Below are 22,180 nucleotides of genomic sequence, written 5' to 3' on the forward strand. Positions count from 1 at the left end.
CAAACTTAACCAGTAATATATTACGCGCATTACTGTTGGTTGATCGCACGTGTTAACTGAGTAGGCATAAAAGCTTTGGAAAACTTAACTCGGATCTGTATGATCGGCTACCCAGAATGTGCATCACGAATGTTTTAATGTGTTAAAAAGCACCGTTGTTATTTGCAAATACTAAATATTTGCGCTGCTGATTATCCCACTATTATAACCGTGTTAGCAACTAAATTATTTTACTTAAATCAGTGATTAGGCAATGTCAGAAAAAACCGGCTTACAAGTAACTTTTGTCACAATCAACGAAGACCATTTAGGTCAGCGAATTGATAACTTTCTTATTACCCATTTAAAAGGGGTGCCTAAAAGCGCTGTTTATAAAATTTTACGCAAAGGCGAGGTGCGCGTTAATAAAAAGCGTATTAAGCCAGTTTACAAGTTACAGCTTGATGATGTAGTGCGTATCCCGCCAATTAAAGTAGCAGAGCGCGAAGAGTTTGTGCCTAAAAAGCTCGATAAAGTAAAGCAATTAGAAGACGCAATACTCTTTGAAGATAAATACCTTATTGTAATTAATAAGCCCTCGGGTATGGCTGTACATGGCGGCAGTGGCTTAAGCTACGGTTTAATAGAAGCACTACGCGTATTACGCCCAGATGAGCGCAGTTTAGAGCTAGTACACAGGCTTGATAGAGACACATCGGGGTGTTTATTAATTTCAAAGCGTCGCTCGGTACTTACCGCATTGCATGAGCAGCTGCGTGAAAAAACAATGGAAAAAAATTACTGGGCGTTGGTAACAGGGCAGTGGGATTCGTCGGTTAAAAATGTGACCGAAGGGCTGCGTAAAAACACCCTCAAGTCGGGCGAGCGAGTAGTGCGTGTAGACAATAACGAAGGTAAACCTTCACATACTCGCTTTAGAGTACTTGAGCGTTTTAACGAGTGTTCGTTAGTGCAAGCCTCACCTGTGACTGGACGTACTCACCAAATTCGTGTTCATACACAGTGTAAAGGCCACCCTATTGCATGCGATGATAAATACGGCGACCAAGGATTTGATGTATCAATGCGCAAAATAGGCTTAAACCGCTTATTTTTACACGCCCACGATTTAAGCTTTTATCACCCTAAAAACGAAACTACCATGCGCGTAGAGGCGCCGCTTGATAACGCACTTAAAAGTTGTATTTTAAAATTAAGAGATGCTAAAGCGTAATGACCACCGCTGTTTTAAAAAAATATAAACTGGTTATTTTTGATTGGGATGGCACTGTAATGGACTCAATTAGCAAAATTGTTAATTGTATTCGTCACAGTGCGCTGGCGCTTAATATTGAGCCGCCGAGCGACACTGCAATTAAAAATATTATTGGTATGTCGCTTGAACTTGCTATTGAGGTGCTATTTCCTGACGATATAGCGCACCATCCCGCATTAGTTAACGGCTATAAACAGCAATACCGTGTTGATACGACTGCCACCCCTGTATTTGATAATGTAGAAAATGTACTAAGTGCGTTAAAAGCACAAGGGGTTATTTTAGCGATTGCCACCGGTAAAGGGCGTGCTGGTTTAATGCGTTTATTAGAGCAAACTCAGTTAGGGCATTATTTTAGTGCCACGCGCACAAGTGATGAAGCACGCTCTAAACCTTCTCCCGATATGCTTGAACAACTATTAGCTGAATTAGCAATAAATGCCGACGAAGCACTCATGATTGGGGATACCAAAATAGATATGGCCATGGCACAGACAGCCAACATAGATAGAATTGGCGTTACCATGGGCGTACACAGTGCAGCGCAGTTAAGTGAGTTTAGCCCCGTTGCAACCGTTAATAATTACCAGCAGCTGCAACGCATACTACTTGGCTAAGGTTGAGCGGCGAGTATGTCGAGATTAAACTCAGCCAATAGCTGGCTGAGTTTAATAAGAGGCAAGCCTATTAAGCTATTAGGATCGTCTCCGTTTAATTTTTCAAATAAGCAAATCCCTAATCCTTCACTTTTAAAACTCCCAGCACAGTTATAAGGCTGCTCTGCATCGCAGTAGGCTTCTATTTGCTCTTTGGTGAGTGTTCTAAATACTACTTCAAAAGGCTCTATTAACGTTTTTGCTTTATCGTTAGCAATATCGTAAACACATAGGCCAGTTAAAAACGTAACAGTTTGGCCGCTAAACATAGAAAGCTGCTTTATGGCGTTTTCTTTATTATGAGGTTTACCAAGTATTTGCCCATCAAATACGGCCACTTGGTCGGAGCCGATTGCAAGGCCTTTAACAAAATGATCGCAAGCGGCACGCGCTTTACGCTCGCTTAGGCGCTTCACAAGTTGCTCTGGGGTTTCATTTGGTATGGCGGTTTCGTCAATATCAGGCGAAAAAGTCCTAAATGGCAGATTAAATTTTTGCAATAAAGACTGCCTAAATGGCGAGCTTGACGCTAATATAAGCGGGTGCTTCATAAATTATTATCCTAATTAAAATTAGTTTGAGTTAGGATAAATCAGATCCGTAATGAAAACACGTGAAAAACCATGTAAAAATGCTTTTTTGCTTTGACTAACCAATTAACTATCTATATGATGCAGCCCCTATGCAAAAGGTAAAAATTCCCATCACTCTTCATCCTGGGAAAGCAGCGCAACACCGTTTAACTTACGATGGTATTGTACCGCTTGAAAAACTTGCTCGTTTACGAGGTGTTGTACAGGAAGAAGTAGGTGAAATAGCGGTAAAAATTCAGTGCAAAACCGATGAGCAAGGTTTAGTTGTGATTAGTGGCAATTTGTCTACACACGTAACTGTAACTTGTCAGCGTTGTAATGATGATTTAGGGTTGGATTTGGATCAAGACTTTATGTATTCGCCTGTTGGTTTGGATGCTGAGTCAGATGATCTTCCTGAAGTCTACGATGAAGTAGCGCTTGATGAAAACGGTGAAATTAACGTGTTTGAGTTAATCGAAGACGAGCTAATTTTAGCAGTGCCATTAGTGCCTACACACAACGAAGCTTCGTGCAATTACTCATCAAAGCCTGCTAGCTTTGGTGTACTAAAGGCGGAAGATGATAAACCAAATCCATTTGATATTTTGAAACAACTTAAGAAAGATTCTTAGGAGAAGACTAATGGCTGTACAAAAAAGCAAAAAGTCTCGTGCAAGACGCGGCATGCGCCGTTCACACGATGCGATCAACGGTCCAACTTTAACAGTTGACCAAACTTCAGGTGAGACTCATCGTCGTCACCATGTAACTGCTGACGGTTACTACAAAGGCGTTCAAGTAATTTCTAACTAAGAGATTGCTTTATGCCGACTAATCTAACCATAGCGTTAGATATGATGGGGGGCGATTATGGCCCCCGTTCATCTATCCCCGCTGCCGTTTGCGCAGTAAATGCTCATGCCAATTTAACACTCATTTTATGTGGCAACGAGCAAGTAATTACTAATCAATTAGAATCCCTCGATTCACTTTCACACCCACGTTTAATTATTCGCCATTGCAGCGAAGTTGTCACTAATGCTTGCGAACCCGCTTTAGCTGTGCGTTCAAAAAAAGACTCCTCTATGCGTGTCGCCCTTGATTTAGTTAAATCGGGTGAAGCACAAGCCTGTGTAAGCTCGGGTAACACCGGCGCTTTATTTTTTATGGCTCATTACGTATTAAAAATGCTGCCTGGCGTTAAACGCCCCGCATTAATATCGGCCGTTCCTACAGAGCGAAAAAATCCAGTTTATCTGCTTGATTTAGGCGCTAATGTGCATTGTGATTCAGAAATACTTTATCAATTTGGCATTATGGGCTCGGTAGTAGCAGGCCAAGCTCTTGGCTGCGACAACCCTAAAGTGAGCTTACTTAATATTGGCTCTGAAGACATAAAAGGCCATGAAGGCATAAAGCAAGCAGCGCAGCTTATGCAGCAAAGCCCTTATATTAATTACACGGGTTACAGTGAAGGCAGTGATATTTTTTCGGGGAAAGCCGATGTCATTGTGTGTGAAGGGTTTGTCGGAAACGTTGCATTAAAAACCTGCGAAGGCATTGCTAAACTGATCATGAAAAAGTTTACAAGCGCCCTAGAAAAGCACTTAATTTACAAATGCATGGCGTTTATTTTAAGTCCTATCATAAAAAAACTCTATAATCGGGTGAACCCCGACCAGTATAACGGCGCTTCTCTGGTAGGATTGCGCGGTATTGTCGTTAAAAGCCATGGAAATGCATCAGCAAAAGCATTTCAAGCAGCAATCGATGAAGCGGTAAAAGAGGTTGAACGTCAACTTCCAGATAAAATAGCCGCTATTTTCGAAAAAACACATTCTAAAAACTCGGCGGCCGAATAACGTTTAGGTGCCGTAGTTACACTAAATTTTTGTTTAATTAAAAAGAGCAAAGTATGGCACAAAAAATTGCACTTCTATTTCCTGGTCAGGGCTCACAAAGCGTTGGCATGTTAAGCGAGCTACTAGAGAGCTCTGACATTGTAAAAGCAACCTTTAGCGAAGCGTCAAGCGCACTTGGCTACGATTTAGCAGCGCTTGTACTAAATGGCCCAGAAGAAGAACTTAATCAAACTCACCGCACTCAACCTGCTTTATTAACAGCAAGCGTGGCAATTTACCGCCACTGGTTAGCTGCAAACCCAGATGTGGATGTGGTTATGGCAGGTCACAGCTTAGGTGAATACTCTGCATTGGTATGTAGTGAGGTTATTAGCCTAGGTGAAGCGGTAAAACTTGTTGAAAACCGTGGCTTATACATGCAAGAAGCTGTGCCTGCGGGCGTAGGCTCTATGGCTGCCATTATTGGTTTAGGCGATGAGCAAATAAAAACAGCATGTGAAGAGTCTGCACAAGGCGAGGTTGTTTCACCGGTAAATTATAACTCACCAGGGCAAGTTGTTATTGCTGGGCATAAAGCTGCTGTTGATAGAGCTTCACAAGCGTGTAAAGATGCCGGCGCAAAACGTGCCTTACCACTGAGTGTAAGCGTGCCTTCACATTGTGAACTAATGAAACCAGCGGCTGAAAAACTTGCCAACGATTTAGCCGCTTTAACATTTAATACACCTAAGTGTGATGTAATTAATAATGTTGATGTAAAAGCACAAAGCTCGGCTGATGCAATTAAAGATGCATTGGTACGTCAACTATACAGCCCAGTTCGTTGGACAGAAACAGTACAGGCTTTAGTTGCTCAAGGCATTACGCAAAGCTACGAATTTGGCCCAGGTAAAGTATTAACTGGACTTGCAAAACGAATTGATAAAGCAATGGTATGTGGCTCAGTAAATGACGCTGCCGCTATCGACGCTGCAAAATAAGAGAATATAAAATGACTAATTTATTTTCATTAGAGGGCAAAGTTGTCCTAATTACTGGCGCAAGCCGTGGTATTGGTAAAGCAATTGCAAACACTTTAGTAGCGCAAGGCGCAAAAGTAGCAGGTACTGCTACGAGTGAGTCAGGCGCGGCTAAAATTAGCGATTACTTAGGTGATAACGGTAAGGGTTATGCTTTAAACGTAACCGATCCTGCATCGATTGAGGCTACATTAGCAGCAATAAAAGCCGACTTAGGCGATGTTGACGTACTTGTAAATAACGCAGGTATTACCCGTGATAATTTATTAATGCGTATGAAAGACGGTGAGTGGGACGATATTATCGACACTAACTTAAGCTCTATCTTCCGTTTATCTAAAGCGGTATTACGCCCAATGATGAAGAAAAAGAACGGCCGTATTATTAATATTGGCTCAGTTGTGGGCACTATGGGTAATGCAGGCCAAGCTAACTACGCGGCGGCTAAAGCGGGTGTTATTGGCTTTTCTAAATCGCTTGCACGCGAAGTTGCATCACGCGGCATTACAGTAAATGTAGTAGCCCCTGGTTTTATTCAAACTGATATGACCGATGAGCTAACAGAAGATCAAAAAGCGGCCACCCTTGCTAATGTACCAGCAGGTCGATTAGGTCAGCCTGACGAAATAGCAGCGGCAGTGTGTTATTTAGCATCTGACGCGGCTGCGTATGTATCTGGCGAGACTTTGCATGTAAATGGCGCGATGTACATGGTTTAACCGCCATTGTTATAAGCAAATGCTAAAAATAACTTAAGTAAGTGACCTCAAAAACATTGAAATTTTTATGATCTTGCTTTAAACATACTTGAAATCGCTGTGAAAATAAGCGATAAAAGACAAAACAAACACTCAGAGGTTTGACCAGACAATTATTTATGGTCAAATCATTGAATCAGAGAATTATGCGGCGTAAACTACGCCGCAATCTGAAAATAACGCATTGGCGTTTTTAATAAAGGAAAGAAGAATGAGCGATATCCAAGAACGCGTAAAAAAAATTATCATCGAACAGCTAGGTGTTAAAGAAGAAGAAGTTAAAAACGAAGCTTCTTTCGTAGACGACCTAGGTGCAGATTCTCTTGATACTGTTGAACTAGTTATGGCTCTTGAAGAAGAGTTTGATACTGAGATCCCAGATGAAGAAGCTGAAAAGATCACTACAGTACAATCTGCAATCGATTACGTATCAGCTCACGCTGAGTAATTAATCGCATATTAAAGGCAGCATTCGCTGCCTTTAATCTATATATCCAAACCACCTCAAAGTTCATGATTCAAATTCACCCGCTTTTACTCTCTACTGCATTCATTTGTAATAGCACATCTTTAGTTGAATTTGAGACTCGCACTTTGAGGTCGCTTGGGTATGAATTCCCTTTGTAATGCCAATAGATTTAAACTTAGTGAGTTAAACGGCTTACTAAAATAATACTATTTTAATCAATTGGTTTAAATATCCCTTATTGGAGGCAAACCGTGGCTAAACGTCGAGTCGTCGTAACTGGCTTAGGAATGTTGACGCCGCTAGGTAATGATGTGCAATCTACCTGGCAAGGCTTATTAGATGGTAAAAGTGGTATACAAAATATAACCCACTTTGATACCTCAAAATTTGGTACTAAATTCGCTGGACTCATAAATGACTTTGATGCAACTGCATACATGTCAGCGAAAGATACTAAAAAAATGGACTTATTTATTCAGTACGGCATTGCAGCGGGTGTTCAAGCCTTTCAAGACTCAGGTCTTGAAGTTACTGAACAAAACGCAACACGTATTGGTGTTGCTGTAGGCTCAGGCATTGGTGGATTGACCTTAATTGAAGAAAACCACATAAAGCTACTTAACAGTGGCCCACGTAAGCTTTCTCCATTTTATGTGCCATCAACCATTATTAATATGATCTCGGGCCATTTATCAATGATGCATGGTTTACGTGGTCCTAATATTTCTATTGTGACGGCATGTACTACAGGCCTGCACAATATTGGCCATGCAGCGCGTATGATTGCTTACGGCGATGCCGATGCGATGGTTGCCGGTGGCGCAGAAAAAGCCTGTACACCTATTGGTATGGGTGGCTTTAATGCTGCACGTGCGCTTTCTACCCGTAACGACGACCCACAAGCTGCGTCGCGTCCGTGGGATAAAGACCGCGATGGTTTTGTACTATCTGATGGAGCAGGTGTTGTTGTAGTAGAAGAGTATGAACATGCTAAAGCCCGTGGCGCTAAAATTTATGCTGAGCTTGTTGGCTTTGGTATGAGCGGTGATGCGTATCACATGACCTCGCCACCGGAAGACGGTACAGGTGCGGCACTTGCTATGCAAAATGCATTAAACGATGCACAAGTAAATGCAGACCAAGTTGGTTACATTAACGCACACGGTACATCAACTAATGCAGGCGACAAAGCCGAAACGCAAGCTGTTAAAACTATTTTTGGCAGTGCAGCGCAAGATGTAATGGTAGGCTCGTCTAAATCGATGATGGGTCACCTATTAGGTGCAGCGGGTTCAGTAGAGTCTATTATTTCTATTTTATCGCTGGCCGATCAAAAAGTATCGCCCACCATTAACCTAGACAACCCAGATGAAGGATGCGACTTAGATTACATAGCCCACACTGCACGTGATGCAAAACTCGATTTTGCACTGTGTAACTCATTTGGTTTTGGTGGGACTAATGGCTCGTTGCTATTTAAAAAGGTATAATCCTTTTTAACAACGAACCACATTATAAGAGCTCAGTTGTTTAACTGGGCTTTTTTTATGCAAGCCATTCAATATGCAAACAATAATAACAACCGATGATACAAGTTCGATTAATACACGCGATAGAGGCCTTAACTACGGTGATGGTTTTTTTACCACAGCCAAAGTAATTGCTGGGCAGGTAGAGCATTGGCAGTACCATAAAGCACGTTTGGTAGAATGCGCAGAACGCTTAGCGTTTCCTGCTATTAACTTTACTGAGCTTGAGCAACATATTGCAAAAGCGATTACTGGCTTCCAATTAAATGTGATTAAAATAGTGATCACCCGCGGAGAAGGTGGGCGAGGCTATGGGTTGCCGCAACACACCCATTTAACCATTTTAATTACCGTGTTAGGGTTTCCACAAAGCTACCCAGCATTATCTAAAACAGGGGTGAGTTTAGCCCTAAGCCCAATAAAATTAGCAGCCCAACCTTTATTAGCCGGTTTAAAAACACTTAACCGACTAGAACAAGTGCTGATTAAAAATGCCATGGCAAAACAGCAATGTGACGATGTTTTAGTACTCGATCATCAAAACAATGTGATTGAAGCCTCGGCAGCTAATATTTTTGCTATTCGTGATAATAAGGTATATACGCCAAGCCTTGAGCAATGCGGTATTAAAGGGGTTTATCTGCAATCGTTATGTGATAAATTAGCGGTTGAATTTAAGCAAGTAAGCCTAAATGAATTAACCCAAGCTAGTGCTGTATTTATTTGTAATAGCTTAATGGGCGCTGTGCCCGTTAGTAGTATAGAACAACATACATTTAATGTTGAGCAAAGCATGTGTTTATTAAATGAATTATTAGCCAAGGAGGCTAAGTGTTAAAAGTTATTTTATCGGTATTATTGTTAGCTTTAGTTACAACGCTAGTAGGGTATCAGCAATTACAAGCAACAATAACTAGCCCGCTAAATATAACAACGCCTACCCAGTTTGAAGTTAAAAAAGGCATGGGCTTTAACCAGCTATGTAAACAATGGCAAGCTAATAATTGGTTAAAAAGCTGCTGGCGTTACCAAGTAATTGCAAAGCTTGACCCAACACTAACCGACTTAAAAGCCGGCTTGTACGAGCTAACGAATACAAGCGTTATTAATAATATAAAAAAAATAAACAACGGCGAGCAAATCAGTTTTAGCTTTACTATTATTGAAGGGCAAAACTTACGCGAAGTGATAGCAGCCATTAGTAGTGCGCCGCATTTAACTAATAACTTAAATACAGAGCAACTGGCGCAGCAAATAGTAGGTGAAGAAAGCCATTTAGAAGGGTGGCTGTTTCCAGATACGTATCATTATCACAGCGGTGATACTGCCAGTAGTTTATTAAAACGTGCAGCCGTTAAAATGCAGCAAACACTTGAGCAAGCATGGCCACAACGTGCAGAAAACCTACCATATAAAAACGCATATGACGCACTTATCATGGCCTCTATTATCGAAAAAGAAACAGGCCTTGCCAGTGAGCGCCCCTTAATAGCCGCCGTATTTATAAATAGATTAAACGCAAATATGCGCCTACAAACCGATCCCACCGTAATATATGGCCTAGGGGAGAGTTTTGACGGTGACATTAAACGAAAAGATTTACGCGATTACACACCTTATAATACGTATCGCATTAAAGGGCTGCCGCCAACACCCATTGCCATGCCCTCAAAAGCGGCTATTTTAGCAGCGCTTAATCCGCCTAAAACACAGTATGTTTATTTTGTGGCGAAGGGCGATGGCAGTCACCAATTTTCAACCACGTTAAAGCAACACAACGCGGCAGTTAAAACGTATATATTAAATAAAACGAATTAAACTTTATATGAAACCAAAATTTATTGTTATTGAAGGCCTTGAAGGCGCAGGTAAATCAACGGCTATTTCGTTATGCCAAGACTTTTTAAATAAAAAACAAATAGACTTTATTAACGTACGCGAGCCCGGCGGGACACCGCTTGCCGAGTCTTTACGTACTTTAGTAAAAGCCGAGCATGAAGAAGACATAGCCTTTGAAACCGAACTACTTATTATGTACGCAGCTCGCTCGCAGCTTATGCATAATGTAATTAATCCGGCGCTTGATAAAGGGCAGTGGGTATTAGCAGATCGCCACGATTTATCATCTCAAGCGTATCAAGGTGGCGGGCGCGGCATAAGCGCTAATACGTTATCGTCTTTGTCGTCTATGGTATTAAAAGGGTTAAAACCTGATTTAACCATTTACCTAGATATAGACCCCGTAATAGGCCTTGAGCGTGCTAAAGGCCGTGGAGAGCTTGATAGAATTGAGCAAGAAGCCATTGAGTTTTTTCAGCGCACGCGCATGCGTTATGTTGAGCTGGCAAATGACGATAGCTCAATTAAAACCGTAGATGCCAACCAAAGTATTGATAAAGTACACCGCGATATAACCAATGTACTACGCACCTTTTTTGAAGGGTTAAAATAACATGGCATTGCCGTGGCTTAATAACGTAGAGCAACAGCTTGCGCAAAGTTATAAAGCGCAGCGTTTTCATCATGCGCAGTTGTTATGCGGGGCAAAAGGCGTTGGTAAGTTTGAGCTAAGCGAGCAATTAGCTAATAGCTTATTATGTCAAAATATTAATACCCATATGCAAAGCGAAGGTAGCAAGTTAGCCCCGTGCGGCCAGTGTAAAAGTTGCTCATTAACACTTGCGGGTAACCACCCTGATAAACGGCTAACGCAAGTTGAAGGGCAAAGCATTGGTGTTGACGATATTCGTGCGATAAGCGATTTTATGAACCACTCTGCTGCACAAAATGGCAATAAAGTGGCCATTATTGAAAACTGCGAAAAAATGACCACGGCAGCAGCAAACGCGTTATTAAAAACCTTAGAAGAGCCCAGCAATAGCCGCTTTTTAATTTTAACCACAAGCCACACTGCGCAGTTACCTGCCACCATTTTAAGCCGCTGTGCCAAAACAGACATTAAAGTCGCAAACCCAGAAGCGGCTAAAACCTGGTTAGCCGATTTAAATATTAGTGACTATGTGTGGCTGCCTTTGTTTTATACGCAACCACTTTTAATTAAACAGTGGCAAGCGCAAGAGCAGCTGCAACATATTGATACTTTATATAAATTTGCAACTGAGTTTAAACAAAGCCATAATTTTAGTCCGCTTGTAAATATTATAAACAAACAACCTGAGCTAATACGCATTTTTACATTATTTTTAAGCGAGCAGTTAAAACAGCAGCTTATAATGGGTTTAAGTTTTGACGCGTACCAAAGTGCTCAGCAAGCGTTAAATGAATTTTTACAAAATAGCACAGAGGTACTCGGGCTAAATTTACCTCTAGCAGTGTCGCGTTTAGCGCATGCCCTGCGTAACATTTAATAGGAATACATATGCAAGAGCTTTTAGTTGATGTAGATAACCTTGACGAACTTTATCGCTGCTACATGCCTTATTTAAAAAAGGGCGGTCTATTTGTACGTACCAATATGCGTTACGAAATCGGCTACTCTTTAGCGCTTAGAGTGACTTTACCTGATGCGCTAGAAGATGACGTGGTAACGGGTAAAGTTGCCTGGATCACACCACAAGGCGCACAAAGCTCTAACCCACCAGGTATAGGCATTAGCTTTTTAGATGATAAAACAAATTTAAACGCTAAAATCGAAAAGCTATTAGGCACTATGTTAAACTCTGGTAATCCTACATATACCATGTAGTTTTAAACGCATTTGCTTAATAGTGATATGCATAAAGCAGCCGGTTAGCGAGCGCTTAGCTCTCGTTAACTTGCAATACTAACTTGTTTATATCAACTCGTTTAATACCCATTCGCTTACTTAAGTGATTTACTTTAAGGCTGGAAAAACGTGTTGATAGCTAGGTAAAAAATTCGCTATTTAGTTATGCTCGGCAATTGCTCCTGCATTGCTCTGAATCCATGCAGTCGTAAATAAGAATTTTTTAACGCAGGTAGCGACACGTTTAGCCCCGCAAAATGATTAGGTATTATTGCAAATTGGTACAACTAGGTATTTTTGCAGGTTAGTATAATTTAACACCCAAAACCATACAGGCCGTATAGTGATTGTAGATTCTCATTGCCATTTAGATCGTCTTGATTTTGACAAACTAGATTTAAACCTAGATCAAGTACTCGACAACGCCCGCGCAAAGCAAGTAGAGCACTTTTTATGTGTAAGTGTAACGCTTGATCAATTCCCAAGCATGCTTGAAAAAATTAAACATTACGACGATGTATCGGCATCGTGTGGCGTGCATCCGCTTGATCAAAAAGACGCCCTTAATAAACAGCAACTCATTGATTTAGCGTCGCATGAAAAAGTAGTCGCGATTGGCGAGACAGGCCTAGATTACTATTATTCAAAAGACACGCACGCAGTACAACAAGCCAGTTTTGTTGGCCATATTGAAGTAGCAAACGAACTACAAAAGCCACTGATTATTCATACTCGTGATGCCAGAGCCGATACCATTAACTTGATGCGTGAGCACAAAGCAGAAAACTGCGGTGGCGTACTGCATTGTTTTACCGAAGATTGGGATATGGCCAAAAAAGCGATTGATATGGGATTTTATATCTCTATTTCAGGCATTGTTACCTTTAAAAATGCCGTAGAGCTTAAAGAAGTTGTAAAACAAATCCCACTTGATAAATTACTCATCGAAACAGATTCGCCTTATTTAGCACCTGTGCCGTACCGTGGAAAAACAAATCAGCCTGCGTATGTAGAAGATGTTGCCTACTATATTAGTGAGCTTAAAGGCATAAGCTTTAACGAGCTTGCAAAAGCAACGACTGATAACTTTTATTCACTTTTTAAATTAGCAGCAAAAGGCTAACACATGACTACTCAATCGGCGCAACTCCCACTTTTATTAATGGGGCCTATGGTGCGCCGAGCTGAGCAAAGTGGTATATGTATACAGTTTGCTACTTCACGCCCTGGCAATTGCCAAATCACACTTGAAAACCAACAAAGCTACAGCGAGCAGCAAAGCATTGCATTAGGTAAACACCTTTACCTGCATTTTATAATTATAAAACCTGTTGATAGCCAGTTTCCGCTCGACACATTATTAGCGTATACATTGCATATTAACGAGCAAAAAATTGACTTAACTCCTTGGTGCTTTGAAGGGCAAACGGCGCCTTCGTTTGCAATTGCCAATAAGCTTACGCATATTTTGCATGGCTCGTGTCGCAACGCCCATCACCCAGCAAAAGACAGCTTAGTATCAGCAAGTGAATGGCAAAACACCCAGCGCAGTAATAAACTGCAGGGCGCACAGCTTTTACTCCTTAGCGGAGACCAAGTTTACGCCGATGATGTAGCCGGCCCTATGCTACTGGCTATTCATCAGCTAATAGATGCATTGGGTATTTATAAAGAGCAACCGCTTGAGCTCAATTTACCAGCAGATATAAATGAGCAGCTTTTTAACCGCCATCATTACTTACCAAAAACGCCATGGCAAAAGCGTTCAAAATTGGGCGTTGGATACTGGCTAAAAAAAGACGAGCCTCATTTTTCTAGCGTAAAAGCGCATAATCATTTAATTCACTTTGAAGAATTTATAGCGCTGTATTTACTTAACTTTAGTGCCGCCGCGTGGCAATGCGTTGATATTAAAAATTGCCATTACACACAAGGCAATGAAAAAAATAACACCATTTTTAACGCCGAAAAAAAGGCCTTAATTGACTACGCAAAAGGCTTAAACAGCGTAGAGCGTTTATTTGCTAATGTATCTACCTTGATGATGTTTGACGATCACGATGTTACCGATGATTGGAACTTAACAGCAGGGTGGGAGCAAGCTATAAATCAAAACCCAAGTAGTAAACGCATCATTAATAATGGGCTAATAAGCTATTGGCTATTTCAAGGGCTCGGTAACGACGCGCTACATAAAACCGGCGCGCTTATAGATGATTTTAAACAAAGCCGTAGCGCCAATAATATTTGGCAGTTTAAAGCCTTTGATAAGCCTCTGAACGAATTTAACTATTGGCATTATGAGCTTACCACCACGCCTAAAGTAGTTGTGCTTGATACCCGCACGCACCGCTGGCGTAACGAAAGTAACTTTAATGAACCCTCAGGCTTACTTGATTGGGAGCGCTTAACAGAGCTTGAAGAAAGCCTGCTGAGCCACAGCAAAGTAATTATTGTATCGCCAGCGCCAGTGTTTGGCGTTAAATCAATAGAAGCAATACAGGCGGCGTTTAATATGTGCGGCCAGCCGCTTATGGTTGATGTAGAAAACTGGATGGCACACGAAGGCTCGGCCAAAAAACTGCTTGATACCTTTAGGCGTACAGACACACCTAACGAAACGCTTATTCTATCGGGTGATGTGCATTATTCTTTTTGTTTTTCGGTGCAAAAGCGTTTTGGCGATCACCCAAACCGAATATGGCAGCTCACCGCCAGCGGGATCAAAAACGAATTTCCGCGTAAGCTAATTAATGTACTCGATAAGCTAGACTCAATATTATACGGCCCCAAAAGCCCGCTTAACTTTTTCACCAAACGCTGGCACATGGAAGTAGATAAACACCAAACCAAAGGTGAAGGCCAAAAGTACCTAGTAAGCGACTCCGCAATAAGCCTAATAACGTTAGATAGCGGCGACCTATCCCGCTACCAACTCATCCACGGCGACGGCCACACCACCGAGTTTGATTTAGAAGAGCAGTAAAGCCGCGAAAAATTTGTTGAGTGAATTAAAACCTTAATTGCACAAAGAGAAGAAAATGAGGAGTAAATGAGAAGACATAACCAATCTTGGCATTTTATTTATCACTACTCTAAAGCGCAGCGTCTCTAAACCTCTTTGTGCAAATATTTTTAACAAGTAGCTATTTAAAATCACGCCCTCGCTTAACAACTATTTTATTACTTAAAATCGCCAAACATAATATAGCCATAAACAACATTGAGTTAGCGCCAGCTTGGAGCGAGTAATCTACAGAAGAATGCAATAACATATCTATAATCGCAATTGCACAGCCGAATGCGACTCCTTGATATAAGGCTGTTTTACGTTTTCGCATTGTCTGAATACATAACCATAAGCAATATAAAATAAGCGCTCCTAAAGCTGATGTTACGGGTATACCTAGCTCTACAGCAAATTGAATATAGTCGTTATGAGCATTATCGTAATAACCAGAGTATGGCTCAGATTGATACGCAGGGAAGGCTGTATAAAACGTACCGCCACCTGAACCCAATAAAGGCTTGTCGAGTATTAACGGAATTGAATCACGAACTACTTCATCACGTGTTTCAGATTGAATACTGGTTTCGCTTATACGTTGCTTTACTTTTTCTACATCAAATATTGCACCAATAATGATCAAATCAATTATAAAAAAACTAATAATAAGTAACTTAAACGCTTTAGGTTTTTTATTGTAAACAAACAAAGCCAACAAGCTAACAGCCATCAGTGCTATAAAAAAGGCTGAATTACCCATTCGACTGCGCGTTAAAATTAGCGCAATAATTATAATAATTAACGATATACGCAAAATTATTTTTGAGCTTAATAGTATTTCTGTCCAAGCGCGCAAAGTTTGTTTAAATGTAAGGTCACTTGCATGATTACCTCGCTTTAATTCACTCACTAATACACCAATACCCAAACATAAACATAGCGCTAAATAGTTAGCTAAAAAGTTAGAGTAAGTAAACGTACCTATGGCGCGTTGCGTGTGCCTATATCCAAAAATAGGGCTGAGCATGTCAGGCGACAGATTTAGGTAAGTTGCATACAAAGCCTGAAAAACACCCGCTGCAATAATGGTATAAATAAGCTTTTTTATACGCTCACTATTATTGCAATAAATAAATATAAGCCAACAAAAGCAAACCATAAAGCTCGTTTTCAACAGCATTTGTTTTGTTTGAAAGGGGTCTAAACTCACAGTAAAAAATTGCAAAGTACACATAGTGCATACTAATAATAAAGCAGAAATAATGGGTAAAGAATAGCGAGGAGGGTACAACGTTTGGTTATTTACAGCGCTATTAAACAGGTGAAAAACAAAGGTTATACAAATTAAAATACCCATTGCCATAATGGCCCAGGGTCGGTAGCTACCTAAAGGAAGGGGCAGCAAAAAAACAATTGCACACAGCAAAAAAAATATAAGACGATTCACAGCTTTCTCAAAAAAACGAGCTAATAGTTAAACAATAGTGTTTAAAGTAAAAACGCAGCCATTAGGCTGCGTTTGTATTATAAAACTAATTATTATTTAGTTGCCAACTTCAGAAATACCAGCGTCACCACCGGTACCGCCAGCGCCTTGAGGAACGGTTGTTGTAGGCAAGGTTACAATTACAGGGCCAGCTGGTGAGGTAGGCTCTGTAGGACCAGCTGCTGTTGCTTCTGATGCAATAGTTGCATCGACCCCAGCTGTTATTGCAGCAAGCGTTACAGCATCGCTATCAACACCTGCAGCAACAAGCGCAGCTAAAAAGTCAGCAATTAGCGGGCTTTCTGCACCAATTGCATCTACAACTACCGTCATCATAGAATCAACTTGTGCGGGGGTACAGTCGGTACATACACCGTTTATAGCAGTAACTAAGTTGGCTTTTAATTGTTCAGGCGCTGTTTCCGCAGTGGCATTATTTAAAACGTTAACTAAATTAGCCATGCCTTCAGTTTGAACTACTGCATCTGTGTCCGTTTGTGCATAAGCAGGTAAAACTGTAAGTGCTGATGCGCCAGCAAATAAGCTAGCTAAAATAAGTGATTTCATCTCTGATCCCTTGGTTGAATATCTAATTACAAAATTTTAGCGTATCGGTGCAAAAAGTAAACTCTTTATTTGCGCCATTATTACTAGTTTTAATGACTTTAGAAGGCGGCATAATTAAATTGCCTTGTACACCATCGCAGCCCAAGCTTTCAAGTACCTTTAATGTTTCAGGTTTTTCTATTAAACAGGCTAAAACTTTAATACCAAAGCCATGGCAAATATTATTAACTGTTTGAATAAAAAATTGGCTTTGGCTGTTATCTAATAAGTCTTGTATGTAGCTACCGTCTATTTTTACATACTCAATATCTAGCCCTTGTAAATACCTAAAGGAGGTAAGGCTAGTACCAAAATGTTCAATACACACATTAATGCCTATGTCTTTTATTATGTCTATATGTTGCGAGGCAATATGAACATTATAAAGCAAGCTAATCTCGTGTAGTTCTAATAACAAGTTAGTTTTTATAACAGGCTTTGTATGTGAATAAAGCGTTAGCCATTCAATAAAATCAGTTGAATACAAAGACGCCTTACTCAAGTTAAGTGCAAATACATCGTTTGGGTGTTGTTCTTTTACATTAACAAAATTACGTATTATTTTTTTATCAAGCTCTTCAGTTAAATTTAGCTTTTCAGCCATAGCAAATAAATGCCCATTATTAACTTTTTCTCCTTCAAAAATAAAATGAGCAAACACCTCAAAATAACATTGTTTATTTTGTGAGTTAGCACGCTTCACTGGTTGGACTGAAAAACTCACCTCGCCAGAGGCCAAAATAGACTGAATAAGTGAGCGCCACTGATTAACACTAAATAAAGTGTCTTTATCTATTTTATTATTGTTTGTGTCACCAATTGTACAGCCCGTGTCTAACGCTGATAATACGCGACCTACAGGCATTCCTTTTTCTACACTTACTAACGCAAAGTTAGCAAAGCCATTAACATGCAAACTATTTTTTTGCTGGCTAAATGCATCAGTAATTTCAAGGCGAGTTCTATTTAAAAAATCACTATCGTAGGGCGCAAGGGCAATAAAAGTACTGCCATTTAACCTAAACACTTTTGCATTAGTAAGCTCGCCAAACGTGGTTTTGAGTATGTTTGCCACTTCGTTTACGTGCTCATCACCGTCTTGGTAGCTTACCGTTTTATTAATGTTTGCAAGCGAGGGCAGGGTAATCATCATTGCGGTAATGGGAGTTTCATCGCTAATAGAATCAACTACCGAGCTAAAATGGTTATCAAATGACTTTCGGTTACCTAAACCAGTTAAAGGGTCTATATATACTTCTTCGGTAAGGGCTTGTGTTTGCTTAGTAAGTGAGTCAAACGTACTTTGCAGGTTCATAACCATATTATTAATTGCTTTTGTAACGGTGCGCAGCTCGCGGGCAACAGGTATTTCATCGTTGAGTGTAAAGCGTTTACGTGTAACTAAGTGGGCTTGGTTTTCTACAGCTTTTAATGGTTTAAACACCGCGCGTAGTATTAAAAATGCAACAGCCAGTGATGCTATTAATAACAAAAACGACCCATAAAAACTGCGTTTAGTATGTTCCCAAAGGGTTAGATACGATTGCCCAACATGGCTTGTTACTTCAAGCGTACCTGCCATGATCCAACCATTGTTTAACTCAGATTGCCTCGTTGGCGCGTTTAGTTTAACTGCACTTATAAACCAATTAGGCACCGATTCAACACGCTTAGGGTTTACAAGTTCAAAAATTACCTCTGCTTGGGCATTAGTAAACTTTATTTGCTTATAATAACCCGAATCAAAAATGGCCGTTGCCATTGTTTGAGCAATCATTATGCTGTCTTCTTCAAGGTAGGGGGAAATAGAAAGCCCTAAACTTGTAGCAGTGTCTTGGGCATGGCTGCCCATTTGCGTTTGTAAATACTGGCGAGTGGTATCTACATCGGTAAGTACCCGAACACAAAATGAAATCAATGAAATGACTATAATTAACCCATAAACTTGCGTTTTTAAGCTCAAGCCATTTTTAAAAAAAGACGACATAACTAATAATTCCTTTAACGTTATTCTATATGGGAGCAAGCTCACCTTGTTCAATTCGCTCTAGCATGGTGTTCCAAGCTGATACACCACGGCTGTTTTTTACTTTATTACCCAGGCCTTTCGATTTTGCTAGCCACAAACCTTGGCCATTAAAGCTATAAATAGGGGTTAAATCGCGGCGTTTGTTGGCGGGCAGTAGTTTAGTATTAAAGTTACCTAAAACATAAGGAATTTGATTGGGGTTTTCAATGTATATAAGAACCATATGAGGTTGATTAACCGTTTTTTGCCTAACATACATTAATCGTATTTTATCCTCAGGAACACCCAATGCCATTAAAGTAAAATATTTGGCTATTACGTAGTCTTCACAATCACCCATGCCAATACCCAAACTTTCGAGCGGGGTCGCCCAATAGTCTTTTTGATGCCATAGGTCGTCGTCGGTTTTATACTTAATATGTTTATTAAAAAAATCATTAACTAAATGAATTTTTTGCCATTCACTTTTTTCTGCAGATTCATCTATAAAATTTAACCAATTTTTTATACGTGTATGGCCTTCACTGCCATATTGTTTTTGCGCACGAGCAATTATATCGCTGTTGCGTAAATACATAAGCATATCTTGCGCGCATACAAAAAACGAAATCACTAATACTATGCAAAGCCCTAAACGCACACACGTTCCTTTAATTAAGTATTCCCTGATAATAAAACAAGCCTAGTATAGTATTGTTAGCATTAAAAAGGTAGATCACATAAAAGCATGAGAAGCACTAAAATAGTGCGATTCAGGCTAACTTGGTGCAACATAAATTTAACAAAAAAACAATATTAAAGGACGCTTTTTTTATTGAGTACATTGTTGTGGTGTGTATAATAATAAACTCACACGGTAAGTGAAGTACGCTAAACGGAATTAGGCTTTTTCTTGTTCTTTTTTACGTATTTTACAAAATAATTAAAAAAGGACTTAAAGTGAAAGTTTTAAAAGCAGTATTACCTGTTGCTGGCCTTGGTACGCGTATGCTACCAGCCACAAAAGCTATTCCTAAAGAAATGCTACCTTTGGTAGACAAGCCTCTCATTCAATACGTAGTCAACGAAGCCGTTGCGGCAGGTATTAAAGAAATAGTACTGGTTACTCACGCCTCTAAAAATTCAATAGAAAACCACTTTGATACCAGCTTTGAGCTAGAAGCCACGTTAGAAGCACGTGTTAAGCGTAGTCTCTTAGAGGAAGTACGCTCAATAGTACCAAAAGATGTTACTGTTATTTCTGTTCGCCAATCAGCACCACTAGGTTTAGGGCACGCAGTACTTGCAGCGCGCCCTATAGTCGGCAATAACCCGTTTGCGGTAATGTTACCCGACGTAATAATTGATAAATATAAGTCAAATCCAAAAACCGACAATTTAAGCCAAATGATCGAACGCTTTGATAAAACAGGCCATAACCAGGTGATGGTAGAGCCCGTTCCGCAAGAGCAGGTGCATCAATACGGTGTAGTAGATTTAGCCGGTAAAAAAATTAACGCAGGCGAAAATGCGGCCATTACAAACATGGTCGAGAAACCAAATAACGATGAAGCACCAAGCAATTTAGCCATAACTGGCCGCTATGTGGTGTCTCCAACTATCTGGGATTTGCTTGAATACACACCACCAGGTGCAGGCGGCGAAATACAGCTAACCGACGCGCTACTTCAACTTCGTCACCTAGAAACACTCGAAGCTTACCACTTAAAAGGTAAATCTCACGACTGTGGCTCTAAATTAGGTTACATGCTAGCAAATGTTGAATACGCAATGCAGTCTAGCCAAATGGGCGAAGAATTTAAATCCCGTGTAGTTAAAATGCTTTCTTAATTAATTTAACTTAATTCTAATCATATATTATAGGGTGTAAATTGAAAGTATTAGCATTCCCAGCATTTAAAAATAAGAAATCAAATCCTTACAATTACCTATTATATACGGGTATGAAGGGAGCTGATGTTTCTGAGTTTAGCTTTAGTGAAGCACTAAAATTAAATTATGATGTTATACATATACATTGGCCTGAGTGGTATTTAAATAGTAATTTTTTAATAAAGGCTTTTTTTTATTCTTTTACATTAATATTTGTACTTTCATATGCGAAATTATTTGGGAAAAAAATAATCTGGACTGTTCATAATTTAAAGCCTCATAAAGTAAAATATAAGGTTTTAAATAGAGTTTTTTGGAAGTTGTACATACCTCTTGTAGATGGGATTGTTTCTTTATCAAATACAAATGAAATTGTTGCAACCGAACATTTTGCACTGCCTAAAAAAATTAAAAAAACAGTGGTATACCATGGCTTGTATAGTAAAATTTATGAAAACGAATCGTCAAAATATGAAGCAAGAAATAAGTTAGGGATTTGTGAAGATAAGAGAGTTTTTCTTTTTTTAGGGCAGATCAAAAAATACAAAAATTTGACTGAGTTAATTAATGTATTTAACGAGTCAGATAAATTAAAAAACGACGTGTTATTAATTGCCGGTAAATTCGAATCAGAAAGTTATTATCAAGAGGTTTTAACCCTTAAAGGCAGTAATGAAAATATAATTATTTATAATAAGTTTATAGAAGATAGTGATTTACAGTATTTTTTTAATGCATCAGATTTGTCTATATTGCCATTCAAAGAGATCTTTAACTCAGGGAGTGCTTTACTATCTATAACCTTTAATACACCTGTTATTTTACCTGAAAGTAATAATTTTTTAGAGTATGGGGAGCTGTTTAATAAAAGTATCATTCATACATACAAAAATAAAATTACCGCTGACTTTATAATAGAAGCATCTGATCTGTATCATCTTTATTTTAAAAAAGGCGGAAAATATGAATTACCTGAAAAACTTGATTGGTCTATCTCGCAAAATAAGCTCGTAGAGTTTTATTTCGAAGTGAAACAAGTCAAAAAATTGTAAACTCATTTTTTGAATAGGTTTTATAGTGGTGGGATAGAAATTGAATGAAAGATTTTTGATGAAAATAGCTTAAAACTCACTATACAGATATGCAATAAGATAAGGTTAAGTCAAAAAAGTTATGTTTACAAATAAAGCCAGTCTTAGAATGTTTTTTCTTTATTCATTACTAATCTGTCTGTAAAGGGAAATTTATATTAAAATATTATTAATGATGTTAGATAAAATCAAAGTGTTTTCTTATTTAATTAACACTTATAATGTTGATTTATCCGGGG

General features: G+C 39.5%; 23 protein-coding genes. 18 read left to right on the forward strand and 5 right to left on the reverse strand.

Features of this window, described 5'->3' with window-relative positions; all coding sequences use genetic code 11:
• Positions 1-253: 253 nt before the first annotated feature.
• On the forward strand, positions 254-1,213 hold the full coding sequence (rluC, locus tag PSH41_RS10330) for a 23S rRNA pseudouridine(955/2504/2580) synthase RluC (RefSeq protein WP_004587682.1): 960 nt from the start codon (positions 254-256) through the stop codon (positions 1,211-1,213).
• Entirely contained in the window at positions 1,213-1,872 is a 660-nt protein-coding gene (locus PSH41_RS10335; RefSeq protein ID WP_273589727.1) for an HAD-IA family hydrolase, read from the forward strand. Before rluC ends, PSH41_RS10335 begins: the two co-directional genes overlap by 1 nt.
• Here the strand turns inward: PSH41_RS10335 and PSH41_RS10340 are convergent.
• The gene (locus PSH41_RS10340; protein ID WP_273589726.1) at positions 1,869-2,462 is read right to left on the reverse strand and encodes a Maf family protein; all 594 of its coding nucleotides are present in this window, start codon (positions 2,460-2,462) and stop codon (positions 1,869-1,871) included. The two genes, PSH41_RS10335 and PSH41_RS10340, sit on opposite strands and share 4 nt — an antisense overlap.
• Positions 2,463-2,593: 131 nt before the next feature.
• On the opposite strand from PSH41_RS10340, the gene yceD reads away from it, so the two are divergent.
• The 14 genes from yceD to PSH41_RS10410 all read left to right on the forward strand — a co-directional run bounded on the left by yceD (position 2,594) and on the right by PSH41_RS10410 (position 14,836).
• On the forward strand, positions 2,594-3,118 hold the full coding sequence (yceD, locus tag PSH41_RS10345; RefSeq protein ID WP_004587685.1) for a 23S rRNA accumulation protein YceD: 525 nt from the start codon (positions 2,594-2,596) through the stop codon (positions 3,116-3,118).
• 10 nt (positions 3,119-3,128) lie between these two features.
• Complete coding sequence (gene rpmF, locus PSH41_RS10350; protein WP_004587686.1) at positions 3,129-3,299, forward strand: 50S ribosomal protein L32; 171 nt, start codon at positions 3,129-3,131, stop codon at positions 3,297-3,299.
• 11 nt (positions 3,300-3,310) lie between these two features.
• Positions 3,311-4,348, forward strand: a complete 1,038-nt coding sequence (plsX, locus tag PSH41_RS10355; protein ID WP_273589725.1) for a phosphate acyltransferase PlsX — start codon at positions 3,311-3,313, stop codon at positions 4,346-4,348.
• A gap of 53 nt (positions 4,349-4,401) precedes the next feature.
• Positions 4,402-5,328: an ACP S-malonyltransferase gene (gene fabD / locus PSH41_RS10360; RefSeq protein WP_054982359.1), complete on the forward strand. Its 927-nt coding sequence runs from the start codon at positions 4,402-4,404 to the stop codon at positions 5,326-5,328.
• 11 nt (positions 5,329-5,339) lie between these two features.
• On the forward strand, positions 5,340-6,086 hold the full coding sequence (gene fabG / locus PSH41_RS10365) for a 3-oxoacyl-ACP reductase FabG (RefSeq protein ID WP_004587689.1): 747 nt from the start codon (positions 5,340-5,342) through the stop codon (positions 6,084-6,086).
• 250 nt (positions 6,087-6,336) lie between these two features.
• Positions 6,337-6,573 carry an acyl carrier protein gene (gene acpP / locus PSH41_RS10370; RefSeq protein WP_004587690.1) on the forward strand — a complete coding sequence of 79 codons (237 nt, stop codon included), beginning with the start codon at positions 6,337-6,339 and terminating at the stop codon, positions 6,571-6,573.
• 272 nt (positions 6,574-6,845) lie between these two features.
• Positions 6,846-8,084 (forward strand): beta-ketoacyl-ACP synthase II, encoded by a 1,239-nt coding sequence (fabF, locus tag PSH41_RS10375; RefSeq protein WP_273589724.1) that lies wholly within the window; start codon positions 6,846-6,848, stop codon positions 8,082-8,084.
• 73 nt (positions 8,085-8,157) lie between these two features.
• On the forward strand, positions 8,158-8,961 hold the full coding sequence (gene pabC, locus PSH41_RS10380) for an aminodeoxychorismate lyase (protein WP_273589723.1): 804 nt from the start codon (positions 8,158-8,160) through the stop codon (positions 8,959-8,961).
• On the forward strand, positions 8,955-9,941 hold the full coding sequence (gene mltG / locus PSH41_RS10385) for an endolytic transglycosylase MltG (RefSeq protein ID WP_273589722.1): 987 nt from the start codon (positions 8,955-8,957) through the stop codon (positions 9,939-9,941). Before pabC ends, mltG begins: the two co-directional genes overlap by 7 nt.
• Before the next feature lie 7 nt (positions 9,942-9,948).
• On the forward strand, positions 9,949-10,575 hold the full coding sequence (gene tmk, locus PSH41_RS10390; protein ID WP_004587694.1) for a dTMP kinase: 627 nt from the start codon (positions 9,949-9,951) through the stop codon (positions 10,573-10,575).
• 1 nt (position 10,576) lies between these two features.
• Positions 10,577-11,491, forward strand: coding sequence for a DNA polymerase III subunit (locus PSH41_RS10395; RefSeq protein WP_273589721.1), 915 nt, complete (start codon positions 10,577-10,579; stop codon positions 11,489-11,491).
• A gap of 11 nt (positions 11,492-11,502) precedes the next feature.
• Complete coding sequence (locus tag PSH41_RS10400) at positions 11,503-11,829, forward strand: PilZ domain-containing protein (RefSeq protein WP_004587696.1); 327 nt, start codon at positions 11,503-11,505, stop codon at positions 11,827-11,829.
• Between the two features lie 364 nt (positions 11,830-12,193).
• Positions 12,194-12,973 carry a TatD family hydrolase gene (locus tag PSH41_RS10405; protein WP_273589720.1) on the forward strand — a complete coding sequence of 260 codons (780 nt, stop codon included), beginning with the start codon at positions 12,194-12,196 and terminating at the stop codon, positions 12,971-12,973.
• Positions 12,974-12,976: 3 nt separating this feature from the next.
• Positions 12,977-14,836 (forward strand): alkaline phosphatase D family protein, encoded by a 1,860-nt coding sequence (locus PSH41_RS10410; protein WP_273589719.1) that lies wholly within the window; start codon positions 12,977-12,979, stop codon positions 14,834-14,836.
• A gap of 160 nt (positions 14,837-14,996) precedes the next feature.
• Here the strand turns inward: PSH41_RS10410 and PSH41_RS10415 are convergent, their stop codons facing one another.
• The 4 genes from PSH41_RS10415 to PSH41_RS10430 form a co-directional block, all read right to left on the reverse strand.
• On the reverse strand, positions 14,997-16,304 hold the full coding sequence (locus PSH41_RS10415; RefSeq protein WP_273589718.1) for an O-antigen ligase family protein: 1,308 nt from the start codon (positions 16,302-16,304) through the stop codon (positions 14,997-14,999).
• Positions 16,305-16,400: 96 nt separating this feature from the next.
• A complete protein-coding gene (locus PSH41_RS10420; RefSeq protein ID WP_273589717.1) occupies positions 16,401-16,910 on the reverse strand; it encodes a hypothetical protein in 510 nt (169 codons plus the stop codon).
• A gap of 22 nt (positions 16,911-16,932) precedes the next feature.
• Entirely contained in the window at positions 16,933-18,936 is a 2,004-nt protein-coding gene (locus PSH41_RS10425; RefSeq protein WP_273589716.1) for a bifunctional diguanylate cyclase/phosphodiesterase, read from the reverse strand.
• Between the two features lie 25 nt (positions 18,937-18,961).
• The gene (locus PSH41_RS10430) at positions 18,962-19,618 is read right to left on the reverse strand and encodes a transglutaminase-like cysteine peptidase (RefSeq protein ID WP_273589715.1); all 657 of its coding nucleotides are present in this window, start codon (positions 19,616-19,618) and stop codon (positions 18,962-18,964) included.
• Between the two features lie 299 nt (positions 19,619-19,917).
• On the opposite strand from PSH41_RS10430, the gene galU reads away from it, so the two are divergent.
• Complete coding sequence (gene galU, locus PSH41_RS10435) at positions 19,918-20,808, forward strand: UTP--glucose-1-phosphate uridylyltransferase GalU (RefSeq protein WP_273589714.1); 891 nt, start codon at positions 19,918-19,920, stop codon at positions 20,806-20,808.
• 41 nt (positions 20,809-20,849) lie between these two features.
• Entirely contained in the window at positions 20,850-21,902 is a 1,053-nt protein-coding gene (locus PSH41_RS10440; RefSeq protein ID WP_273589713.1) for a glycosyltransferase, read from the forward strand.
• The last annotated feature ends 278 nt before the right edge of the window (positions 21,903-22,180 follow it).

Origin of the sequence: Pseudoalteromonas sp. CST2, from assembly GCF_028599385.1 — a bacterium.
Lineage (GTDB): Bacteria > Pseudomonadota > Gammaproteobacteria > Enterobacterales > Alteromonadaceae > Pseudoalteromonas > Pseudoalteromonas atlantica.

Coding starts and splice junctions, on each gene's coding strand:
- acpP (WP_004587690.1), top strand. CDS start 6,337: ATGAGCGATATCCAAGAACGCGTAAAAAAAATTATCATCGAACAGCTA.
- tmk (WP_004587694.1), top strand. CDS start 9,949: ATGAAACCAAAATTTATTGTTATTGAAGGCCTTGAAGGCGCAGGTAAA.
- plsX (WP_273589725.1), top strand. CDS start 3,311: ATGCCGACTAATCTAACCATAGCGTTAGATATGATGGGGGGCGATTAT.
- PSH41_RS10410 (WP_273589719.1), top strand. CDS start 12,977: ATGACTACTCAATCGGCGCAACTCCCACTTTTATTAATGGGGCCTATG.
- pabC (WP_273589723.1), top strand. CDS start 8,158: ATGCAAACAATAATAACAACCGATGATACAAGTTCGATTAATACACGC.
- fabG (WP_004587689.1), top strand. CDS start 5,340: ATGACTAATTTATTTTCATTAGAGGGCAAAGTTGTCCTAATTACTGGC.
- PSH41_RS10425 (WP_273589716.1), bottom strand. CDS start 18,936: ATGTCGTCTTTTTTTAAAAATGGCTTGAGCTTAAAAACGCAAGTTTAT.
- PSH41_RS10340 (WP_273589726.1), bottom strand. CDS start 2,462: ATGAAGCACCCGCTTATATTAGCGTCAAGCTCGCCATTTAGGCAGTCT.
- rpmF (WP_004587686.1), top strand. CDS start 3,129: ATGGCTGTACAAAAAAGCAAAAAGTCTCGTGCAAGACGCGGCATGCGC.
- PSH41_RS10420 (WP_273589717.1), bottom strand. CDS start 16,910: ATGAAATCACTTATTTTAGCTAGCTTATTTGCTGGCGCATCAGCACTT.
- PSH41_RS10335 (WP_273589727.1), top strand. CDS start 1,213: ATGACCACCGCTGTTTTAAAAAAATATAAACTGGTTATTTTTGATTGG.
- rluC (WP_004587682.1), top strand. CDS start 254: ATGTCAGAAAAAACCGGCTTACAAGTAACTTTTGTCACAATCAACGAA.
- fabD (WP_054982359.1), top strand. CDS start 4,402: ATGGCACAAAAAATTGCACTTCTATTTCCTGGTCAGGGCTCACAAAGC.
- PSH41_RS10395 (WP_273589721.1), top strand. CDS start 10,577: ATGGCATTGCCGTGGCTTAATAACGTAGAGCAACAGCTTGCGCAAAGT.
- PSH41_RS10400 (WP_004587696.1), top strand. CDS start 11,503: ATGCAAGAGCTTTTAGTTGATGTAGATAACCTTGACGAACTTTATCGC.
- yceD (WP_004587685.1), top strand. CDS start 2,594: ATGCAAAAGGTAAAAATTCCCATCACTCTTCATCCTGGGAAAGCAGCG.